The organism is Dolichospermum heterosporum TAC447, from assembly GCF_024584745.1.
In the GTDB taxonomy this organism is placed as follows: domain Bacteria; phylum Cyanobacteriota; class Cyanobacteriia; order Cyanobacteriales; family Nostocaceae; genus Dolichospermum; species Dolichospermum heterosporum.
Window position 1 is genome coordinate 4918921 of record NZ_CP099464.1, and the last position, 19863, is coordinate 4938783.

19 protein-coding genes, 2 pseudogenes and 1 CRISPR repeat array (1 of these 22 only partly in view) are annotated in these 19863 nt (G+C 35.4%); of the genes and pseudogenes, 3 read left to right on the forward strand and 18 right to left on the reverse strand.

The genetic code is table 11. The features are described 5' to 3' along the window. A CRISPR array of direct repeats spans nucleotides 1-3554; the repeat unit is 37 nt; unit sequence GTTTCAATCCCTAATAGGGAGTAAATGAAATTGCAAT (it extends 819 nt beyond the left edge of the window). Between the two features lie 227 nt (nucleotides 3555-3781). The 5 genes from cas2 to cas6 form a co-directional block, all read right to left on the reverse strand. Then, nucleotides 3782-4054, reverse strand: coding sequence for a CRISPR-associated endonuclease Cas2 (gene cas2 / locus NG743_RS22265; protein WP_193891641.1), 273 nt, complete (start codon nucleotides 4052-4054; stop codon nucleotides 3782-3784). Nucleotides 4055-4215: 161 nt separating this feature from the next. Then, on the reverse strand, nucleotides 4216-5220 hold the full coding sequence (cas1d, locus tag NG743_RS22270; RefSeq protein ID WP_257120913.1) for a type I-D CRISPR-associated endonuclease Cas1d: 1005 nt from the start codon (nucleotides 5218-5220) through the stop codon (nucleotides 4216-4218). A 90-nt stretch (nucleotides 5221-5310) separates the two neighbouring features. After that, entirely contained in the window at nucleotides 5311-5964 is a 654-nt protein-coding gene (gene cas4, locus NG743_RS22275) for a CRISPR-associated protein Cas4 (RefSeq protein WP_257120914.1), read from the reverse strand. Nucleotides 5965-6161: 197 nt separating this feature from the next. Continuing rightward, entirely contained in the window at nucleotides 6162-6482 is a 321-nt protein-coding gene (locus NG743_RS22280; RefSeq protein WP_306459858.1) for a four helix bundle protein, read from the reverse strand. 275 nt (nucleotides 6483-6757) lie between these two features. Beyond that, on the reverse strand, nucleotides 6758-7576 hold the full coding sequence (cas6, locus tag NG743_RS22285; protein WP_168464917.1) for a CRISPR-associated endoribonuclease Cas6: 819 nt from the start codon (nucleotides 7574-7576) through the stop codon (nucleotides 6758-6760). An 87-nt stretch (nucleotides 7577-7663) separates the two neighbouring features. Here cas6 and NG743_RS22290 point away from each other — a divergent pair, with 87 nt between their 5' ends. Next, the gene (locus tag NG743_RS22290; protein ID WP_257120915.1) at nucleotides 7664-8086 is read left to right on the forward strand and encodes a hypothetical protein; all 423 of its coding nucleotides are present in this window, start codon (nucleotides 7664-7666) and stop codon (nucleotides 8084-8086) included. Here NG743_RS22290 and NG743_RS22295 read toward each other — a convergent pair. The 11 genes and pseudogenes from NG743_RS22295 to NG743_RS22345 form a co-directional block, all read right to left on the reverse strand. Next, a pseudogene (locus NG743_RS22295) lies at nucleotides 8083-8247 on the reverse strand (type I-D CRISPR-associated protein Cas5/Csc1); the annotation flags it as partial. The gene NG743_RS22290 and the pseudogene NG743_RS22295 sit on opposite strands and share 4 nt — an antisense overlap. Then, nucleotides 8205-8810 (reverse strand): type I restriction enzyme HsdR N-terminal domain-containing protein, encoded by a 606-nt coding sequence (locus NG743_RS22300; RefSeq protein WP_257120916.1) that lies wholly within the window; start codon nucleotides 8808-8810, stop codon nucleotides 8205-8207. The gene NG743_RS22300 and the pseudogene NG743_RS22295, both read right to left, overlap by 43 nt. A 43-nt stretch (nucleotides 8811-8853) precedes the next feature. Next, entirely contained in the window at nucleotides 8854-9846 is a 993-nt protein-coding gene (locus NG743_RS22305; protein ID WP_257120917.1) for a hypothetical protein, read from the reverse strand. 130 nt (nucleotides 9847-9976) lie between these two features. After that, entirely contained in the window at nucleotides 9977-11134 is a 1158-nt protein-coding gene (gene cas3 / locus NG743_RS22310) for a type I-D CRISPR-associated helicase Cas3' (RefSeq protein WP_257120918.1), read from the reverse strand. Beyond that, complete coding sequence (gene cas5d / locus NG743_RS22315) at nucleotides 11127-11885, reverse strand: type I-D CRISPR-associated protein Cas5/Csc1 (RefSeq protein WP_257120919.1); 759 nt, start codon at nucleotides 11883-11885, stop codon at nucleotides 11127-11129. Before cas5d ends, cas3 begins: the two co-directional genes overlap by 8 nt. Before the next feature lie 3 nt (nucleotides 11886-11888). Beyond that, nucleotides 11889-12914, reverse strand: coding sequence for a type I-D CRISPR-associated protein Cas7/Csc2 (cas7d, locus tag NG743_RS22320; protein ID WP_257120920.1), 1026 nt, complete (start codon nucleotides 12912-12914; stop codon nucleotides 11889-11891). 17 nt (nucleotides 12915-12931) lie between these two features. Further along, nucleotides 12932-15658: a CRISPR-associated protein Csc3 gene (locus NG743_RS22325; protein ID WP_257120921.1), complete on the reverse strand. Its 2727-nt coding sequence runs from the start codon at nucleotides 15656-15658 to the stop codon at nucleotides 12932-12934. Continuing rightward, on the reverse strand, nucleotides 15651-16094 hold the full coding sequence (gene hepT, locus NG743_RS22330; protein ID WP_257120922.1) for a type VII toxin-antitoxin system HepT family RNase toxin: 444 nt from the start codon (nucleotides 16092-16094) through the stop codon (nucleotides 15651-15653). The genes NG743_RS22325 and hepT overlap by 8 nt, the downstream gene beginning before the upstream one ends. Then, the gene (gene mntA, locus NG743_RS22335) at nucleotides 16091-16543 is read right to left on the reverse strand and encodes a type VII toxin-antitoxin system MntA family adenylyltransferase antitoxin (RefSeq protein WP_027401755.1); all 453 of its coding nucleotides are present in this window, start codon (nucleotides 16541-16543) and stop codon (nucleotides 16091-16093) included. The genes hepT and mntA overlap by 4 nt, the downstream gene beginning before the upstream one ends. Before the next feature lie 29 nt (nucleotides 16544-16572). Then, nucleotides 16573-16986: a PDDEXK nuclease domain-containing protein gene (locus NG743_RS22340; RefSeq protein ID WP_371316544.1), complete on the reverse strand. Its 414-nt coding sequence runs from the start codon at nucleotides 16984-16986 to the stop codon at nucleotides 16573-16575. A gap of 21 nt (nucleotides 16987-17007) precedes the next feature. Beyond that, a pseudogene (locus NG743_RS22345) lies at nucleotides 17008-17220 on the reverse strand (DUF433 domain-containing protein); the annotation flags it as partial. A 156-nt stretch (nucleotides 17221-17376) separates the two neighbouring features. Here NG743_RS22345 and NG743_RS22350 point away from each other — a divergent pair. Continuing rightward, nucleotides 17377-18258, forward strand: coding sequence for a helix-turn-helix transcriptional regulator (locus tag NG743_RS22350; RefSeq protein WP_257120923.1), 882 nt, complete (start codon nucleotides 17377-17379; stop codon nucleotides 18256-18258). A 451-nt stretch (nucleotides 18259-18709) separates the two neighbouring features. Beyond that, the gene (locus NG743_RS22355) at nucleotides 18710-19036 is read left to right on the forward strand and encodes a hypothetical protein (RefSeq protein ID WP_051424266.1); all 327 of its coding nucleotides are present in this window, start codon (nucleotides 18710-18712) and stop codon (nucleotides 19034-19036) included. Here NG743_RS22355 and kdpC read toward each other — a convergent pair. Next, complete coding sequence (gene kdpC / locus NG743_RS22360; RefSeq protein ID WP_257120924.1) at nucleotides 19019-19633, reverse strand: K(+)-transporting ATPase subunit C; 615 nt, start codon at nucleotides 19631-19633, stop codon at nucleotides 19019-19021. The genes NG743_RS22355 and kdpC overlap by 18 nt on opposite strands. Continuing rightward, complete coding sequence (locus tag NG743_RS22365) at nucleotides 19633-19827, reverse strand: potassium-transporting ATPase subunit F (protein WP_257120925.1); 195 nt, start codon at nucleotides 19825-19827, stop codon at nucleotides 19633-19635. Before NG743_RS22365 ends, kdpC begins: the two co-directional genes overlap by 1 nt. Between the last annotated feature and the right edge of the window lie 36 nt (nucleotides 19828-19863).

Below are 19863 nucleotides of genomic sequence, written 5' to 3' on the forward strand. Positions count from 1 at the left end.
AAATGAAATTGCAATCCGTATGCACTCGCCTCGCTTGTTTTCATCTCTAGCAGTTTCAATCCCTAATAGGGAGTAAATGAAATTGCAATTTGATTGGGGATTACCATTACAGGCTATTAGAAAGTTTCAATCCCTAATAGGGAGTAAATGAAATTGCAATTTTATCCTCAGAAGTGTACCTAGGTAAATCTCTTTTGTTTCAATCCCTAATAGGGAGTAAATGAAATTGCAATTTGCAAAACAATCAGAACGTCCCCAGTGAAATCGGTTTCAATCCCTAATAGGGAGTAAATGAAATTGCAATAATTGCACGGACTGAAGGGTTTTAGTGCGAAGCTGATAACGTTTCAATCCCTAATAGGGAGTAAATGAAATTGCAATTTCCCAGTCCACGCCGATAGACTACACCATTATGTTTCAATCCCTAATAGGGAGTAAATGAAATTGCAATGTGTCATCAAAATCGCGTGCGTTCATATCCTCAGGTTTCAATCCCTAATAGGGAGTAAATGAAATTGCAATTATTGCTCAAATAAGTGATGAATATATATACTGGTTTCAATCCCTAATAGGGAGTAAATGAAATTGCAATCTTATAAAGATGCCTAGCATTACCAAATACTGTGGTTTCAATCCCTAATAGGGAGTAAATGAAATTGCAATCATTAACTCACTTGCTACCTTCATTGAGGTCATGTTTCAATCCCTAATAGGGAGTAAATGAAATTGCAATCAAGATGAAGGGTAAATTTCCTTTCGATATTTTCGGTTTCAATCCCTAATAGGGAGTAAATGAAATTGCAATTATAATTCCATAGATTCAATCCTATGTGTCTTGTTTCAATCCCTAATAGGGAGTAAATGAAATTGCAATATTTTCTTGAATGCCCGTCAATGGCAGAAAACTTCTGTTTCAATCCCTAATAGGGAGTAAATGAAATTGCAATTTGATGAAGCTGGTATTTTCTTGAATGCCCGTCAAGTTTCAATCCCTAATAGGGAGTAAATGAAATTGCAATTTATAAAAACCAAGTCCAACAAATATTAAAATGCTGTTTCAATCCCTAATAGGGAGTAAATGAAATTGCAATATGGCACGATCTAGGTAAGTATAGAGAAACATGGCGTTTCAATCCCTAATAGGGAGTAAATGAAATTGCAATTTGAAGAAGCAATGACGATTAGTCGTTATTTAAATGTTGGTTTCAATCCCTAATAGGGAGTAAATGAAATTGCAATATTCAAGTTCAAGTCGTCCAACTGCGCCAATTTATTGTTTCAATCCCTAATAGGGAGTAAATGAAATTGCAATGTCCAGCCCTGGTTCTCCAATTCCAATTTTATCGTTTCAATCCCTAATAGGGAGTAAATGAAATTGCAATGATGTCAAGGGTTTAGATGCTTTTTTCATTTCTGTTTCAATCCCTAATAGGGAGTAAATGAAATTGCAATATGCTATACGGTATCTTCCAATAATTCCTAATTATGTTTCAATCCCTAATAGGGAGTAAATGAAATTGCAATTTTACCCTGTTCTCGACCTTTTGAATTTATATCTTTCTGTTTCAATCCCTAATAGGGAGTAAATGAAATTGCAATATTATACTTGCCAACAAATCGGGCGCTGGATTTAGCGTTTCAATCCCTAATAGGGAGTAAATGAAATTGCAATTCTACGTTTTGTCTGTTAGCGTAGGGAACTCTTGGTTTCAATCCCTAATAGGGAGTAAATGAAATTGCAATACGAAACGAACATCCTTTTTCCGATGGGATCTATTGTTTCAATCCCTAATAGGGAGTAAATGAAATTGCAATATCCAGAAGTCGGGAGTTGTTCTTGATCACCTTACGGTTTCAATCCCTAATAGGGAGTAAATGAAATTGCAATTGTGGCTATTCCCCAAAATGCGATCGCCTGGTTTGGGTTTCAATCCCTAATAGGGAGTAAATGAAATTGCAATAACCTTTTTGACTTCGACTTCTGTTTTAATGTTAGATGTTTCAATCCCTAATAGGGAGTAAATGAAATTGCAATCAGCCTTACCAATGATGCTGAACCTCCACTAATTCGTTTCAATCCCTAATAGGGAGTAAATGAAATTGCAATGGCTGTGGATTTTCTGAAGGCTAAGGACAATCCCCGTTTCAATCCCTAATAGGGAGTAAATGAAATTGCAATTAATCACTGCATTCTATTTCCTTGGCTAAAGAGCGTTTCAATCCCTAATAGGGAGTAAATGAAATTGCAATCTTGTATTTCAGCGCTGGAATATCTTTGCTACTGTCGTTTCAATCCCTAATAGGGAGTAAATGAAATTGCAATGAACCTTGGGCGTTAGTTTCCGGCGGTGCGGTAATGTTTCAATCCCTAATAGGGAGTAAATGAAATTGCAATGGGTATACCAGTCGCTCAGGTTGGTAAAGTATAAAGTTTCAATCCCTAATAGGGAGTAAATGAAATTGCAATATGTGATTTGGCATTTCCTCAAATAATCTCTTTCGCGTTTCAATCCCTAATAGGGAGTAAATGAAATTGCAATGTGCTTATTTAAGTCTGTTAAACTGGCATCGTCAACATTGTTTCAATCCCTAATAGGGAGTAAATGAAATTGCAATACGATATCTACTACAGAAGAGACAACCACAGAAGAGTTTCAATCCCTAATAGGGAGTAAATGAAATTGCAATCCTATATAGTATTGTCCGAGAAGTATTCTTCAAATGTTTCAATCCCTAATAGGGAGTAAATGAAATTGCAATAACAACATCTATAGTTCAACCTATAGACATACCAGTTTCAATCCCTAATAGGGAGTAAATGAAATTGCAATGGAATCAATCCCACGCGAATAGCTACACCTAATCCGTTTCAATCCCTAATAGGGAGTAAATGAAATTGCAATCTTGCACTCGTAATTTATTTGATTGTGTCTATGTTGTTTCAATCCCTAATAGGGAGTAAATGAAATTGCAATTTCATAAAATTAAAGGAAGATGTTTGCAATCAGCTAGTTTCAATCCCTAATAGGGAGTAAATGAAATTGCAATTTAATCGTTCTCACCCCGATGAAATGTTGCGGCGTTTCAATCCCTAATAGGGAGTAAATGAAATTGCAATATTTAAATAGTCCAAAGTCAGGACTAGCGATCGCAGCGTTTCAATCCCTAATAGGGAGTAAATGAAATTGCAATAGTAATGTTTCCTCACCTAATCCCACCGGTAAACGTTTCAATCCCTAATAGGGAGTAAATGAAATTGCAATCAGAAGAGGAAATCCGTTATGCTTGTGCAGTCAAAAGTTTCAATCCCTAATAGGGAGTAAATGAAATTGCAATTGAGTTTGCCCATCAGCCTGCCGGCGATCGCTCCCACGTTTCAATCCCTAATAGGGAGTAAATGAAATTGCAATGTGGCAATAAGCAAATTATCTCCAGGACTGGAGAAGGTTTCAATCCCTAATAGGGAGTAAATGAAATTGCAATGGAAATCTTCTGGAATGAAGGTATTCGAGGACAGGTTTCAATCCCTAATAGGGAGTAAATGAAATTGCAATAGCGGGGTGCTGAAAGCCTATATATATGTAGTTTTCAAGGTTCAGTTGCGCGGATGCCTTTATGATAATCCATTTCAAGAAAAGTGTCAAGGAGTAAAATAGCTGAAACTCCTGCTGTGCAAGGTGCGCGGATGGGTGAACTCCATGAACTGCATGAAAAGCTTGTGTAGACATGATTTCAGGCATTTTTTGAGAAATTGAACTTTTTACACCCACCCCCCCGCGCATTAAGCGAAGAAAATCGTCTCATCACGGGGCTGTTCACCACCGATTCTTTCCACCTTACCAAAACAGCAAGCACAAAGGAAGTAAAAGCGAATACTATCGGTTTCAGGTTTAATGAGTTTATGAAGACGCGATCTCAACTTAGCATATTGAGTATCAGTTAACTGACATTCAAAAATACTATACTGCACCCATTGTCCATAGGATTTGAGGATACTATGGATTTTAGTACGGCGTTTATCCTCAGAAATATCGTAAGAAACAACAACATTCATAAACTGGTAATGGGTAATAGGTAATAGGTAATAGGTAATAGGTAATAGGTAATTGGTAATAGGTAATTGGTAATAGGTAATTGGTAATTGGTAATAGGTAATAGGTAATTGGTAAAAACTCTTTTCTGTCACCTGTCACCTGTAACCTGTCACCTAAATAGCTACTTCAAAAACAAAGGGGGATATTTATCAATTGTTCCCATTAAATACTTAGCCAGTAATCTTGCTTGCAATTCAAAAGCCTCTCGATAACTACATTTACGCCCCATTACTGGATGTTTAAACTCCGATATTTTTTTCTTTTCGTACAAAGTTAAAAAAGTCTTACGTCCTTCTGGAGTGAGAGAAACAGCACCACTTAACGGTTCAGTTACAAAATCGGCTGGAGTTAATAATTGCTTATTCAAAATAGATAAAACCACCGCATCTACCACTAAAGGGCGAAACTCTTCCATTAAATCTAAAGCTAAAGAAGGACGATTATAGCGATCGAAATGTAGGTATCCTAAATATGGATCAAAACCGACAATATTCACAGCACTTTGCAGATCATGACGCAATAAAGAATAACCAAAACTTAACAATGAATTTACTGGATCTGTAGGTGGACGACGGACACGCTTAGTAAAAGAAAATTGAGAATTACGAATTAGACTATCAAAACAACCAAAATAAGCAGCACTACCAGAACCTTCTAAACCACGCAAGGAATTGATACTTTCAGTTGAATTAATTGCAGCAATTACCTGTTCAATGCGAGGAATACTTTTAGATAGATCAATATCATTAAATTCACGCTGATAACGCATCAAAGTTTGACGATAATTTTTTAATTTTCCCCTAACAAACCCTTGCACCAGATGAATAGATTGGGGGGTTTCTCCTGCTGCTTGCCATTGTGCTTTGCGAATGAAAATATTACCAGTCATTTCTGGTTCTAACCGTCCCAAATAATGACCAATTTTATTGATAAAAGATAGAGGGATATGACGCTGCATCAATTCATCCACAACAGCCGGTGAAATAGTTGCTCGTCCTAAAACAACTACACCCTCAAGATGAATAAACGGAACATCTTGAAGAATTTTCTTTTCATATTTCACATTAATCCGTTCATCAACCTTACCGATAAAAGCATCATCTTGTACGATGTAAAGAGTACCCATAATTAAATCCTCAAAATAGGTGACAGTAGACAGGTGACAGGTAACAGTAAAAAGAGTTTGAGAAAGGTTTTTGCATCAAGTATAAATTTCTCAATTTGCTTCTTGATAACGCCCAACTTTATCAGCAAGTTGTGGCAAACATCGAGAATAAAGACTACAACCATCACAGCGTTTTGTTTTTACAGCTTTTGGCATAGCACCTGTAAACAGTAACGTTTGGATAGCTTCAATAGTAGCGATCGTACTACTTCGTAATTCTGGGGTAATTTCTACTAATTTCCGTTGATGAGTTTGAGCATAATAGATATAGCCAGTATTGATATTTTTTCCTGTCATTTCCTCCAAACACAAAGCTTGAGCGCAAACTTGCAATTCATCATTATCCCATTCTCCCCTGCGTCCTCTTTTGTATTCAATAGGGTAAAATCCGCCATTTTCAAATTCAATTAAATCAGATTTACCGATAAGTTGATATTGCTCGGATTTCAAATAAATGGCGCGTATCTGCCAAGTTTCCTCACGATTTTGTTCTCCAACTGTGTGAACTCGTTCATGTAAACTTGTACCTTCAATAGTATATTGATTATCAATGAATTCACCTGCACAATGAATCAACCAACAACGATGGGGACAATAGGAATATTGATTTAATGAGGCAATATTAACGTAATCATCATCAGAGGTGACAGGTGACAGGTGACAGGTGACAGTAGGAAGAGAGTTAGTTAGTTCGTTTTGAAACATAATTAATTAAAAGTGATAAAAGTTGATAGTGGGAAGAAAGTTAGTTATGGTGTAAGTAATTGGATAAAAATATTTACAGTCATTGCGAGCGAAGGGAAGCAATCACAACCCTTGGAATTGCTTCATTTCACTTCGTTCCATATGGCTAACGCCACGCAACGCTTACGCAATGACATTGTGTAATTAATTCTGTCTCACTACTTATTTAAGATTTTCAAACGAAGAGAAGTGAGCATTTTACTAATTTCTATAATCAGCGATAATGTGCGATTTGCTTGTTCTGAAGTTAGATAATTTAATCTAACAGCAAGGATTAAAAAAGTTTCTGTTTCCATTAATGAACCCTTAGCTATAGATAAAAAATGTGCAAAATCGTTTTTAGTTGTTCCTCGTGCATGACCTTCGGCAATATTAGCTGGAACAGATGCAGCAGCGCGAGTAATTTGTGAAGTAAGACGATAAATTTCTGTATTTGGAAATGCAGATGCTAATTGATATAGGACTCCTATTTGAGTTATGAACTAGTTTTTTTAACGAACCACAGAGGCACAGAGGACACAGAGGTAGGAAAATAAGAGATATGATACCTACGGCACGCTTCGCGAACACATTTCATTTAGGATTGCTATAGATATTCACTACCATATTCATTGATTTTTGCCACACAATTAAATCTCGATGTGATTCAATCTTCATAAATAACTCCTCTTCCCTTATTTACTTTTGCCTCTAACCTATTAACTCTCCCTCTTACCTTCTTTCCTCTTCCCTGTCACCTGTTCCCTGTCACCTGTCACCTTCTCCTCACCATTCCCATTCCCATTGTTGTTTTTCTGCCAATACCAGCATATAAAGCAAAGTCAGCTAAGGCGTTAATTTGTTTAATTGTCGTTGTTTCTACATTGCCAAGAATGCGATAACTGATTTCACCTAAACAACCAATAAATTTATTGTCATAGTTGCTAATAACTTCAGTCTTGATATTAAAAGCACTGGCATAAATTGATTCAAAAGAAATATTGGTTAATTCAATATCGCTATATTTATGCCACCGATTTAGTAGACTATTGAATACAGATTCTTTTGTTGGTAAAACATTATCAAATGCACCTTGACGAAAAGCTACAGGTGTAGAAAAAATGAAATTAAGATTGCGTTCTGTTTCGCTTGCTTGTTGATAAAGTTGGGAATAACTACAAGCATTTGCCCAAGGTTGATTAGATTGGGGTGTACCCTGAATGCTAGTAATATATAGGTTAGCTGAACCTAAATGCCAAGGTTGTTTGGGGTTTATATTTAACCATAAAGGTGTCAGTTGACTAAATAAATTGTCATTTAATAAAGAAATACGCCACCAACAAGAAGTACCAGCAGGAATAGGATTTTGATGGGCATATTGCAAACTATAAGATTGGGTTTTATGTTTGTTTTGTATCTGCAATGGTGAGAGCGTAAAGGCTTTATCGGCGTTTGATTCGTGTAAGTAGTCTCCTAATTTTCTATCAACAGAACTCACTAGGTTAAGAAATAAGGCGTGGTAATGTCTACCTGTGAGGAAATTGGGGTAAATTGGAGATTGGGGGATGATGTTGAGGATGAGGCTATGGGGCATGATTTTTGCAGTGTGGCACAATAAAACTAGAAAGATTCAGACTATAGAACGTATAAAGTAATTAACATTGAATAAAGAGTAAGACAAATGACAGTTGATAATTCTCGTGAAGCAACGGCACTCACTAAAAAGTTAGAAGCCAGTTTACCAATTAAAGTCAAGGCAGCAAAAGAGTTATTAAAAATGCTGAAGACAAGAGGAGACATAATAAATCCAGATAAAGAATTTGAAGTTGATTGGGTAGCTTATTCTGGGGATGAAGGCGGGATTATGTGCCGATTAGTCAGCAAAAACGATAATCCCGAAGATGAAGACAAAGCACAATATGTAGTGTCTATTACCCATCTAAAAATAGATCCAGATCATCCCCATGCAGAAGAAATAGAAACATATCAAAGGGTGAGAAATCGCAAGTTAATGTTACAAAATCGTGGTAGCCTTTTGACTGAATTAATGCCTTCACGCCCCCTAAAACAAAGAAGAGCAGTAAAGGTTTTGGTAAGTAATTAATTCCGAAAGCGGTATTGCATTTGTTTGGGGAGTTTTATATTTTTGACATCATCAAAATAGTAATATTCCCCTTGTATTTGCACGTTTTGAATGAGGCTAACTGGTGGCATATTTACCACTAAATGAGAGATTGAACTAGAATCCGCATCAATGGGTCTAAGTCATCAGGAACGCGATAACTGTCAAGTCCTTGAATGAGATGTTTATTAGGGCGATCAAGTTGAGCAAATTCCCATATTTTGCCAGTAGTAACTGAACCGATAAGGTGAGTTTGTTGTGGATTTTCTTGCCATTTATCTAGGGCAATTAGTTCTGCAAAAAGTTGTGTCATTCCATAATCTAAATCCTCTTTTTTTGCTTCAATTACTAGGAGATTATTGCGATTTTTAATTAGATAATCAAAGTAACCTTGTAGTTGTTCACTGACTTTAATTTGATATTCAATTCTCACCTCAGATTTAGTGTAGTGAACTAAGTCTAAAATTATGGGAGAAATTAATACTTCTCTGCGACTTGTTTCATTTGCTAAATCAAAGTATGGGAGAATTTCATCAAGTCTTTCTTGCAGTTCTGTTAATCGGTCTAGATTTTCTTGATATTGGGGTAAACTCAAACGTTTTCGAGTGAAAGTATAGCCAAATTCTTCAGCAAAATCTTGAGGAGAAATGTGCATCTCAAAATATTTGCTAAAAGTATAAGACTGAGTAGGATCAAGAATGGTCATTTATCTAAGTTTCCTCAGTGTGAATCTTGTTATGGTTATAAAATTAAGCAATCAAAACTTCATCATCTGGAAGTTGTAACTGTTTACATTTCATGGCAATTGTTAAAATACCTGATAAACCTGTTAAAAATTGATATTCTTTCTCTCCATCATTACAAACAATAGTTATAGGATAGGAAATTATTCCTTGTTTACGTAATTGAAAAATAACAGCAGCATTAGTTATTGGACAAATGATTACTCCTGGTAAGAGATATTTTGATAACATTTGTAATGCAGGTGTTGGTCTAATTGCATCTCCAATCTTGCGAACAACTTGACAATTAGGAAAAGCTGTTAATTTATTTATTTCCGTACTAGCAAACTCTCGTTTACTATCAGGGTAACGCATTCTAAAACTGATGTTGTAGATTTCTTTAGCGCGGCTTTGAATTTCTATAAATTCACCATTTTGGAAAAATTCATAATACCGCAATAAGTGAAAAGGATCTAATTGTGTTTCTTCTGATTCATCTAAAATAAATCCATGCGGATCTCTTATAGGAAGAGTATCAAATAAACTATAGCGGAAACTAAATAAAGGTGCATAGCTGGTACTGAATATCTCAGCAAATTCTTTTAAATCAGCCAGTATATCATCTCGCTTTCTAAACTCATCCTCATATTTTTCTATCGTTGTAAATCCAGCTTTTAAATCATTCCATTCGTCAGGTGATGTTACTTCGATAAATCTTTTAATAAAAGCTTGACGACCTTTAATTCTTATCCAATCTTTTTTAATTTCTTGGATAGTTTTTTCAGCAATAGCCTCTGCACCTCGTAAAACTTTCATTCTGTAGCGGCATTTTTCCCAAGTCCGGTTACTTTCAAAAATTGTTTTTAATGTATCAAACAGTTTGGAAATTAATTCAGAACCAGATATTTTGTCAAAATATTCCTCCAGTTCTAATAAAGGACGTGCTATTTCTAGTGATGCTTCTGAATGCCAATAAGCTTTGAGGAAAGGTTTATCTAAACAAGGAAGTTTATCTAACATCTCTTTGAGTGCTGCACGTCCACCAGTAGTATCAAGAGAAGTTATATCTTGTTCCCAAGCTTCAGCAGGTAAATAAGCAATAGCTTCTGAATCTATATTAGTTTCAGATTTACCTAAAACACGGCCTACTCTACCTATTCTCTGCCAAAATGCCGAGCGATTCGCGTGCTGAAAAAATCAACCAATCTAAATTTTGTCTTGTGGGTTGAGGAGTTCTTTCAAAGTTAAATCCTACATCTACAGTGCTAGTTGCTAAAATGATTTGACGTTGCATAGCACTATGCCTATCTTTTTTCGGTGCGGGTCCTGTGATACGTCCTATAAAATTATTTAGACCTTGCTTGTCTAACTCCTCTTTAAGACGATTAATATTATCCAGAGAATCAAGAATTACTGCACCATTTTCATTTGGTTTTTCTTTAAAACGTTTAATAACTTCTGCTGTTAGTTCTGTTAACCATTCTTCTTTATTGTCTGGTTTAGGTCGTAATTCTAAATTAACTGCTGTTTGTGATGGTAGAAGCTGACCATTATTTGCTTCTCCATCAATTTTTGCTATCCTTACACCTGCATTTTGTAAATTTTCTAATGCTAATTCACAAGCTGGTTCAGGTGTTGCTGTCAATAATACTACTTTCCGTCCATATTGGAAAAATTTAAAAACGTGAGAATAGGCAAGATAAAATAACATCCCCACTAGCTGTTTAGCATCATAAAGATGAAATTCATCAAAGATAACTGTAGAGAATTTAGTGTAAAAACCACTAGCAATATTACCTTTATCTAACCTGTTGTATGCAAAGAAAGTTGCATAGTAAAAAATATCAGGGTTAGTTACTAGCAGAATCGGTGTATTAGCACCGACATCATTAAAAACAGTTGCCGGATTTCGCAAAACATTATATAGCTTTTCTCCTGGACGATTGCCAACTTTATCACTAGGCCAACTTTTAATATCTTTAGCTGAAGCTGATTTAACTACATGAGGTAAATTGGCATCTTTAACAAATTTTTGTGCTGCTTCTGTTTGTTGTTCAATTAAAGCATTAGTGGGAGCGATATAAACAGCACTTTTTGTAGGTTGATGTAATAAAACTGTTAATCCGGCTTTAGTTTTTCCCGTTCCAGTTGGTGCTAAATTAAGAATAATATCGGCATCTTTTGATTTTTCAAATACATCAATTTGATGTTGTAGTGGTTTACCACCCATGAAAGATAATTCATCTGGAGATGCACAAGCTGAAATACTCCGATTTTCTAACCTGATAACTAATTTTTGATTACTCATTTCTGTTTTCTCTACCACAATAATGTAAACCTGCGGGTACAATCATTTCGCCAATTTGCCAAGCTGCACCTCGAAAATGAAGATTTTTTAATATCGGTGCAGGAGGTATAGAGATTAAATCAAAAGCAAATACTTCTATTTGTCTTGGTAAATCAGCAACATTTAGATAAAATTGACTTTTATATTCGCCTTCTGGGAGTAAAGTTATAGGAAACTCTTTTAAGACATTCACTTTAACTTTACTAGCGAATTTTCCCACACGAATATAATCTGGTAATTGTTGATTTCCAAATACTAATGTTTGGAATTTATTACCCCTTTCAATCATGCGTAATCTTCCAGTTTGAGGAAAATTACTTGCTCTAAATGAACTAGGTTTTGTACCTTGACGTTGTAATGGTAAATCTTCTCTGGCAGTTGCTACACGATTATTAGTCATGGTGTACCAATAAGCATCAGAAAGAGCGTTAAATCTTTCAAATCTAAATGTAATTCTGCCTATTGGTGAAGCTGGTAAAATGTAGCAGGATTGAGCTATTGCCTGAAAATCTTCTTTGTAGGTGGGTCGTCCTGTAGCCTGACCTTGGAGACGATAGGGGGAATTTACCCAACCTAAAGCATAGGTTAAAGCATAATTCCCAAGTAACCCCTCAGTGTAATAGGTATCAGACAACTCCCTAGAGGCAAAAAAGACTGGTTCAAGACAGTTTAATTCAATAAGTTTTGCCTGTGAAAAAGGAATTGTTGACATAATTTAACTCTCTACTTCAACTTGAGTATTTTTGTTTTTACCTTTACCTTTACCTTTGTTTTTTTCAGGTGCAACTTGACGGAAAGGTTCATAGGATTGACTTAAACGTTTGAGAAAAGTATCACGTCCTGCTTCTGACCAGTGGGTTTCTACATCAGTAATTAAATTTCCTAATTCTTCATCAGATAGTTGCACAGAAACCCCTCTTCTGTCTTGCCAATTTGTAATTACTTGCTTGGTTGCTGTGATGACTCTATTAATATTTAAAGGGTGTTCTAAAGGTTCTCCTAAAACATCATAGGTAGCTTGTACAAGTTCCAAGGAGCTAGGTAATTCGGTAATACTGCCAAAAATACCTAATATTTGATTTTCCATTCTTCCTACACGACTGGAAACAGCACCATAACGACTGGTAAAAAGAATATTTCCGATAATGTAGCGCAGTTCATCAGCAGTTACATCTTTGAGTGTGACAACATCTAAAAAATGAACTCCTGGTTTGATGTATTCGCTGGTATTTAAAGCGGTGGAAGGATTACCTTTTTCATCTCGCATTGTGCCGTTTTCGTAGATGGCGTTAATAGTGCGATCTCCTACCACATCAGTAGCAGATAAAATACTAAAAGCATCTTCAGTCCAAATACGGCTTTTTTGTGCGCCACCTCCACCAGCAGCGAAACCATAAAGGAAACAATCTACACACATTTCACAAGGTGCATTAGTATTTAAAGAACAAATAGAGTTATCTTTGATGTTAGTGAATAAAAGATCATGCGCTCTTAAATGTTCTCTTCCATAACGTCTTTCTGGTGCTACTTGTTTACGTTTTGTCATCACCAACCGTTGAATGATATTGTCATTATTCACACCAGCTTGCACAAATTCATTACACATTGATTCACCAGAACCTTCTGTACGAAAAATGGTTTCTGAGTGAGTTGTTCTCAAAACAATTAAAGTAATAAACCGACCTTTGGGGAAATTTTCATAGGTGGTTGCAAGAACAGGGGAAAGTTTTTGAATTGACATGATAAACTCCTAATTAATTAAACAGTTGTATTTGTTTCGACAGATTTATTATCAGACGTGCTTCTTAGTGCAGCATCAGCTTCTTCAAAAAAGAATAGATAAGCTGCTTCCAAAGTTTTGTGGTCAGATAAAAGTTTTTCTGGACGTTGTTGGTAAACCTCTTCATAAATCCTTCTTAAAATCCCATAGTATTGTTTGACGTATTCATACTTAGTTTTCTTAACTCCATGTTCACGAATTCTATCTAATCGAGTATGATATTGCTGTACCAAAGCAGCAAACATTAAATCTAAGTCCATATAGGATTTATGAGAACGTACTGCTGCTATAAATTTCGCAAAAGGTTCTACTAAGGATGTACGTTTATCCCGTGAACTTCCCCAAAGTTTCGCTTCAGATGCAATTTTTGCAGATTCTTTGAGATATTGAGTTAATAGTGTGTTGTCAGACATAAGGCTTTTCATTAAAGTATTTAATGGTGTAGAAATTCGACTCCAAATAAGTCGAAAATTTGGTTCATCTTGTTCTCGTAAAATCCAACGTAACAAAACAAAGTAAAGTTCAATTGGTCTATCACAAGTACGAGCCAAATCATATAAACAATCATCAGATTTTTGAATACTGGCAACAGATATTGCTAATTCTCCAAGACAACGTAATCTTTCAAGAATTTCTTCTGCACTGAGAGTATTCCTATCTTCCTGAGTTTTTTTGTTCTTAAAACGTTTATATTGTCCATTTCCCAGTAATGGTTGCAGTGCAGCAGGAATACCTTCAACTCTGCCATACACATCATCAAATAAATCTACCTCCATATTGCTGCTTAAAGTAAAAGGAAACCCAATATCTAAAGATAAAGATATTTCTAATCCTAATCTCAGTGATTTTAGTAAAGCTAAAGAAGCATTAACATCTCCCCAAACTAAAGCACTAATCACAGATGTATGAATAAAATCTGGTCGTTTAGGTAATGCTGCACCAACTACTTTATTAGCTTTAAATTCAAGTTTGTAATCTCGATAAAGTTGTAATTGATCAACAGTAACAGGACCACCCTCAGCATTTGTATGTGAAAGTTGTTCTATAAATTCGCGCCAAATTTTTAAAAGTTCGGGAGCAGAACCTTTAGGTAATGCTAAATGTAAATAAAGAGGTTCTTGTTTGCTAACTTTAGGAAAATTAGCACCCACTGTCATTAGTTGATAAGCTAACGCAGCAATAGAATCTGCTTGTCTTTTTGGTTCGGCACTAATACCACCTGGTAAACGATTAGAAAAAGCCTGTACTTTTGTTCCAGGAGGCATATTTGCGGAAATTAATTCATCTATTTCACTGGATGTAGAACCTAAAGAACATCTTTGTCTAGGATTAGCTTCTACATAGGCATCTAATTCATTAATTCCAATTAGCTGATTAGCAAAAGGTAAATTTACCATTCTGTGAACTGCTAAAATCATTTCTTCAGATACTTCTATTTCTTCAGAAGTTTCTGTACTGTTATTTCTTAATTGAAAAGACTCTTTGAGAGCTTCGTTAATACCTTCAATGCCATTAATAGCGGCTTTTGCTGCAAATAAAGGTCGTCCATACTGACCATTAAATGCTTCAAGTGCAAGACGTTGATGTTCAGAAATTCCAGTATGATGAGCGATTTTATCCCAAACTTCTTTAGGATTTAAACCAGCTTCTCTATAACTCAGATAAGCTGCTTTCAAACCTTCAGATATAGAAAATTCTTCTGCATTACTTACAGGTAATAATCCTAATTCAGCAGCTTTTTTGATTGCATCTGCACCTGCATTATCTCCCCACTTGCTTACATCTTTAGCAATTTTATCTGATTTATAACCAGCTTTTTTCCTTTCTAAAAGAGCCTGGACATTGACCAAAACTTCATCAACATTTTGTTGAATAGCCTGATGAGTAACTTTGATACCATCTTTAGTAGGTCTGACAAGTTTCTCAATATTATTACCAAAAACTTGATCAATTTTACTTTGCCAAACAGCAGCAATTTCTTTAGTTAAATCTACATTTGGTAAATTTGCCCCTTCAAACAGTTCACTATCTGGAAAAATTGCGATGGGATGAAAGCCATATTTTTGTAAAACTTCTTCACAAGCACCCAGTAACAGAGATGTAATATAACCTTTATCTTCTGATAAACGCACTCGAAAAAGATGACATTTTCTGCCAAAAGCGACTGTTAATTCTGTTTCTATTTTGCGAAATCGTTGTGCATCAGGAATACCTAAATCAAACAAATCAGCAGCAACTAACATTGCAGCCCAACGTTCAATATTTGGGTCTTCTGGTAAAAATCTAGCACCATCACTGACGCTGTGACCTGAATGACGTTCAATCAACTTTCTGACTAATTCTAAGTCATTATCTGTGACTACAAAGCTAAGAACACAAGCTTTTTCAAGTTGTTCTTTTAAAAAGTCTTTATCTCTAGCTAAGGTTTTGACCTTTCGTTCTTGAGGATCTAATTTATTGAGGTCATGAACAGCAGTTGCAGCTAATAATAAAGGTCGTTTATCTTCTGCTACTTCTGCTATGCGGCTAACTGTCAAAATAAACTGACACGCAGAGTCTAAATGTTCTGCAAGAGTTGTACCTGTTCTCACACCATATTGATGATGATGTGCATGGTTTTCATAAAGTTGGGGGCGAATTTCACTGAAATAAATTTCCTCTAAGGATTTAGGAGGACGATTTAAAAGCCGACCGCGTTTAATCATTTTCTTTTTCCAATGTAATTAAATAAGAGTTGATTTGTCTAACATAAAGCGGATATTGCTGTAATGCAAAACTAATTGCCATGAAAACCTGATTCGGATCTATATCATCATATTCATGAACCAAACGATTTCTTAAACCTGATGATGGTGCAATCTGTTTTGCTAGTTCGGGAGTAATAATTTGATATTTACCCAATTCAATGAAAGCCTCAAAATTAGTGTAAGATTTTCCAGGATTGAGTTTTGACAATATATGATCATTGATGTCTATTGCAGCTTGAGTCATTAATTGCAATAGTCTTTCTGTAATTAATTGCTGTTCAAAACTACTGAGGTAATCATTTAAACTAAGACCTGCAAATTTTTTGAGGTGATCAAGATAACGACCTATCAACTCTAGTCTAGTTTCAATAATCACAGGTTCTATATTTGTCATACTCCCCACCTTTGTAGGAAATTCTCAATGTTTTTTAATTTAGTTTTTTCAATCTTTTTAATTTCTGTGTTACTCAGTAATACTCTTTGTTTAAATTTCTCAAATTCATCTGCTTGATTTTCATATAATACCTTTCCATCACGAGCTACAAAATGAGCTATTAATTTAGAACAGTGATTAAGTTCAACAATATCAATGTTATCAGAATTGATTTTAAATATTTCTCCCAAAATTCCAGGTATTGCAAATAAAGCTAATGGGTGATCTTGAACATATAAGTTATATTTTTCTTCATCGCATAAAACCGCAAAATCCCAATCACTATTAGCGTTAGTGTTACTAGTTGATCTAGAACCAAATAAAACTAACATTTTTAGGTAAGGTATTCTCTCAGGAATTTGTGACGATAATTGTTGAATTTCTATAATTGAGGAAGTATTGTTTTGCATTTGATTTTAGTCCTAATCTCAGATTTATTTTACTCAATTTCTTCTAACAGTTTAGCAACTTGTTCTGGTTCAGGTAAGTGATTTTTTAACTCCTGTGGTAAAGTCGAAACAACTTTACAATTACCTCTGTTTGATTCTGGTATTACATACTTAACAATGGTTTCATTTTGACATTTACAAACAAGAATACCAATTGATAAATTTTCATTTGGTAGTCGAGATACATCATCTAAAGCAGGTAAATACAACTGCATTTTATTCAGAAAATCAGGCACAAATTTCCCAATTTTTAAATCTATAGCCACTAAACACTTTAATTGACGATGATAAAATAACAAATCAATAAAAAAATCCTCTCCATTGACCTGTACATAATATTGAGTATTAGTAAAAGTAAATATTCCTCCCATTTCGTTTAAAAATGGAAACAGTCTTGTTAAAATTGCTTTCTCAAGTGGTGTTTGATCATGTTTATTTTTATCACCATAAGCAATACAAGCTAAAATATCATCTCTGTCTAAACTCGGATATTCTTCTAGAATTGTCTCAATTGTTTCTCCACCTGCAAGTAAGTCCAGAATTAAAGCTACCCAAATTCGATGGCCTTTAATACAAGGTTTACCAAAACAAATATTTGGATCAATGGAAATTCGAGAAAGTAAATTATTTGTACTCATTATTACTTCTTCCTATTTACCTCTTTTTACTATTCTACAGTGATTGATTTAGGTTTTTACTTAAAAATTGTCCGTAACTCCTTGTTAAAATCTATCATGACACCGAAAATAAAAGTTGACAAGAGAAAATAAGTATAAAGTATACGGACACTTATAATGAGTCGAAAAGGTCAGTCTATTACCCTGTCGGTATCAGAACGAGACAAAGCCGAACTAGAAGCGATCGCCCTCGAATTTGGGATGATGTGGGGGGATGATCCCAATATCTCCAAACTGATCAAAGCGATCGCTCAACATGAATTAATCATTGGTAAAAATCATGACTGGCAGGAATCACGTATCCGCGCATTATACCGTTGTATAGGTGCATTAACAGACATTGGACAAGTGGAACAAGCGCAGATTATCGCCAATTTGTTACTCGAACGCAGTGAATTGTCCATACCAATGCGAAAAGAAATTGAAAAGGTTTTAAACAATTCACTTCCATCTTGGCGGTTACAAGTTGACCACTATATTTTGCGTCAACAACCGTTTCAACTTTCCTATCAAGATGCAACAGAAAGAATATTAAATTATACGGTTCACTATGCTAAGATTACCCCCCATGAAAAACGCCTCTATCTTGATTGCTGGTGTCAGGAAACATTAGATAACCATGACATAGAAGCACTACAGCATAATTGGTGTTTTCGTTTAGACAGAATTAACGAAGCAGCTATTACGGAAATTGCTGGTAAATGGCGATCGCATTTGGATCAAATAGATGTAGAAATGCACCTACTAAACAACTTAGCTTTTGCCTATCAAACTAAACCAGAGGATACAATAGTTGAATGGATACCAGAAAAATCAAAAGTGAAGCGAGTGATTAGAAAAACATCTAATACATTTTGGTTTATCCGGGAAATCATGCAATATTCCTCCGATTGTATTGTAGTTTCACCGGAGGATGTGCGATCGCGCATTCAAGAAAAACTCATCAATTTATGTCAAAATTATGACTTGACTTCATTACAGGTAATAGCCAAGGATTGAGAAATACCTTACACCACAGCGAAAACGTAGATACGCAATCCAGTATTTAGTAGGGGCGGGGAAACCCCGCCCTCAATTGGATTGCATCCGAACAATAACCGCTATAGGTAGTGTGTGGAGATTCCTATTCCTGTTACAATAATCTCTACTAGGGATTGAAACTGCTAGCAAAATCTGGCGTTGCTGATTAAGAGTATGATTTTGTTATGCCTACGGCACGCTGCGCGAACACGCAGAGGCGCTCCAGGCGCAGAGAGTAAGAGACTTCCAAATAAAAAAATGTCCCAAAACTGATGCAGAAATTCTCTCTCTGTGTACTCTGTGCCTCTGTGGTTCGTTTCTTAGGATAATTTATTTCTTGGAAGTCTCTAAGAGTTTGAAATCATTGATTTTTCAATTTCATACCCTAATTCAGCAACGCCCAAAATCTCTATTGGAGATTAAAAACGTAATGTTGAACATCACAAACACCAAGTTGAGCTTTTCTGGCAATAATGCTCTTAGTGAAAACGAAGCGATGAGAGAAATTGCTTACAGCATGGACTTATTAATTCCTGGATTATACTTATGGCTACCAGGAATACTTATGCGTATTGGTGGTGATGTTCCTGATGATCAACCTTATAAATATCCAGGTAAGATTCACAGCAGAATAGGTATTGCTTTAGTATTGCCAGGGTACAAGATTTTTACATCTTACCAGGGAACTTATGACTCATTTGGAGAGGACTTGAGAAAAGGATTTCATTATTTGTCTGATTTAACCTCCAGATTTTAAAGCATCCACAGCTAAATTTAACTTTAAAACATTGACTCCAGGTTCTCCAAAAATACCAAGAAAACGTCTATCAATATTCTGATTAATTAAACTTTCCAGTTTTTGTTCTTGAACTCCCCTAGCTTTCGCAACTCTGGCAATTTGCGCCTTAGCACCTGCTAAACTAATATGAGGATCAAGACTAGAACCAGAAGTATAAACCAAATCAGCAGTAGGTTTTATACCTGCCGTCTGTAAACCCTGAAAACCATCATTTCCCTTAATCCGTTCTATTAATGCTATATTGCTGGGAGCTAAATTACTAGCACCAGATATACCTGTCTTTAAAACTCCACTTTCATCCTTCCTTGGATCTGCTGTACTGTAATTAGTGGTACTGGGACGACCATTAAAATAGCGTTCAGAAGTGAAAGGTTGCCCAATTAAATCAGAACCAATAACTTGTTTTCGGCTATTAGTAATTAAACTCCCATTAGCTTGATCAGGAAATACAATTTGACCAACAATAATCATTATCAATGGATAAATTAAGCCGCAAATTATCCAAGTGATTAAAGTAGCACGAATAGCCTGGTTAGCATCTCTAGTAAAACTCATTAAAATTTCTCCGGTTGAAACATTACAAAAAACAAATAAATAGACAGACTGAAAATTCCTACTCCTAATAGTCCTAAAGCCCAAGCTTGGGAACGAGAAAAATGTTCAGATGTAGCCGCATAAACCATTGGGGCAATAATTAAATTACTGCATATTCCTAAAAATAAATAAATCGAGAGTTGATGTTTGTGCATAATTTCTGATGTTGACTATACTTCTCTCTGTCGTCA